This window comes from Cupriavidus sp. WS (assembly GCF_000395345.1).
Lineage (GTDB): Bacteria > Pseudomonadota > Gammaproteobacteria > Burkholderiales > Burkholderiaceae > Cupriavidus > Cupriavidus basilensis_B.
The window spans coordinates 1-2330 of sequence record NZ_AQPL01000613.1 but is presented as its reverse complement, the minus strand read 5'-3'; the positions used below and the strand labels follow the sequence as shown (position 1 = coordinate 2330).

2 protein-coding genes are annotated in these 2330 nt (G+C 67.8%); both read left to right on the top strand.

All coding sequences use genetic code 11. The annotated features are described in order from the left end of the window. Window positions 1–997, top strand: a 997-nt coding sequence (locus K206_RS40365; RefSeq protein WP_155888412.1) for a DUF3418 domain-containing protein, incomplete at its 5' end; no start/stop codon positions are given. 163 nt (window positions 998–1160) lie between these two features. Next, the gene (locus tag K206_RS0135625) at window positions 1161–2147 is read left to right on the top strand and encodes a cytochrome D1 domain-containing protein (protein WP_029044446.1); all 987 of its coding nucleotides are present in this window, start codon (window positions 1161–1163) and stop codon (window positions 2145–2147) included. Window positions 2148–2330: the final 183 nt, after the last annotated feature.

Here is a 2330-nt window from a genome sequence, read left to right as displayed (position 1 = left end):
CGAGCACGGCCGCCAGCTCGACATGGGCCGCAATCTGGCGCAACTGCGCGCCGAGCTGGGCGGGCAGGCGCAGCAGTCGTTCCAGAGCATCGCCGCGCAGTCCGCCTCGCAGGCGCCGGCGGCCGAGCCGGGCCAGTACGAAGGCCTGACCAGCTGGTCGTTCGGCGAGCTGCCGGAACTGCTGGAGATCCGCAAGGGCAACCAGACGCTGTTCGGTTATCCGGCGCTGGTCGACCACGGCGCGCATTGCGACGTGGAGGTGTTCGACGACCCGCAGGAAGCGGTGCGCGTGCACCACGCCGGGCTGCGCCGCCTGTTCGTGCTGCAATTGCGCGAGCAGGTGAAGTTCCTGGAAAAGAACATTCCCGGCCTGCAGCAGATGGCCATGCAGTACATGACGCTGGGCACGCAGGAAATGCTGCGCGACCAGATCGTCACGGTGGCGCTGGAGCGGGCCTGCCTGCAGGCGCCGCTGCCGCGCAACGAGGCCGAGTTCGCCGCGCGCAAGGAAGAAGGGCGCTCGCGCCTGAACCTGCTGGCGCAGGAAATCGCCCGGCTGGTGGGCGCGGTGCTGGCCGAGTACGCCACGCTGCCGCGCAAGCTGGTGCAGGCCAGGCCGTTCGCCGCCGCGCACGCCGACATGGAAGCGCAGCTGGCGCGGCTGATGGGCAAGCAGTTCGTGACGGACACGCCTTACCAGCAGCTGGTGCATTTCCCGCGCTACCTGAAGGGCATCGCCATGCGCATCGACAAGATCAAGGGCGATCCCGCGCGCGACGCCCAGCGCCTGCAGGACATGACGCCACTGCTGCAGCAGTGGCAGCGCGCCGAGAAACAGTTGCGCCAGCAGGGCCGGGGCGTGGAGGACGCGCGCCTGGACGAGTTCCGCTGGATGCTCGAAGAGCTGCGCGTGGCGCTGTTCGCGCAGGAGCTGCGCACGCCGGTGCCGATGTCGGTGAAGCGGCTGCAGAAGGTGTGGGAATCCATGCAGCGGTGAGCGTTGGACGGCGGGGAAAGCCGAGGCTTTCCCCGCGGCTTTCCGTGTGCGGGCCGGTGCACCTTGCGACATTGTGACGAAGTGTTAGTTTGTTGCTTCAGGTCATCGGATCGCGGCCCTGAAACGTTAGAATGCCCGATTCAGTCTTTTGCCTAACGGTCTTATGCTCGCATTGCGTCGTGTAGTTTCCGGGTTTGCCATGCTCGGCACCCTGGCCCTGGGGATGGCAGCGGCGCCGGCCTCGGCGGAAGTCGTGGTGGTCCTCAATTCGGGTGATGCCACCGTCACCCTGATCGACAAGGACACGCAGAAGGTGCTGGAGACCTTCCCGATCGGCAAGGAACCCCATCACCTGATCGCCACGCCCGACGACAAATCGCTGATCGTCGCCAACGCGGTGGGCAACGACCTGGTCTTCCTCGACCCCGTCACCGGCAAGGTCCAGCAGCGCGTTCCCAACATCGACGATCCCTACCAGATCGGCTTCTCGCCCGACCAGAAGTGGTTCGTCACCACCGGCAACCGCCTCGACCGCGTCGACCTGTACCGCTGGGACGGCAAGGCGCTCAAGCTGGCCAAGCAGCTGCCGCTGGCCAAGACGCCGAGCCACATCGCCTTCACCGCCGACAGCCGCGTGGCCTTCGTCACGCTGCAGGACTCCAACGAGGTGGTCGCCATCGACCTGCCCACGCAGAGCGTGATGTGGCGCATGGACGCCGGCTCGGCGCCGGCCGGCGTGTGGGTCACGCCCGACCAGAAGTACCTGCTGGTGGGCATGACCGGCGCCGACTACGTCGCCGTGATCGACTGGCATACCCGCACCGTGGTCAAGCAGATCCCGACCGGCAAGGGCGCGCACAATTTCCGCGCGGTGGGCGACAAGCGCCACCTGTTCCTGTCCAACCGCGTGTCCGGCACCATCAGCATCGTCGACCAGCAGACCCTGACCAAGGTCGGCGACATCACCGGCCTGCCGCCCGGCCCGGACGACATGGAACTGACCGCCGACGGCAAGACGCTGTGGGTGAGCTTCCGCTGGGCGCGCTCGGTCGGCCTGATCGACGTGGCCAGCCGCAAGCTGGTCAAGACCATCCGCGTGGGCCGCTCGCCGCACGGCATCTACTTCCGCACGCGCGCGCCGCTGTACTGAGCGCGGCGCGGAACGCCGCGGCGGACAGGGCAATCGAACTAGCATGGCTGTCGCTACTCCAATGCAGTCACAGGTCAACAGGACAGGCATCATGAGCAAGATTTCGCGGCCCCGCCCGGCCCGCGCGGCGATCCGCGCGGCGGCGGGGCTTGTCGCGGCCGGGCTGGCGCTCGCCGCGGGGCT

Coding starts and splice junctions, on each gene's coding strand:
- K206_RS0135625 (WP_029044446.1), top strand. CDS start 1,161: ATGCTCGCATTGCGTCGTGTAGTTTCCGGGTTTGCCATGCTCGGCACC.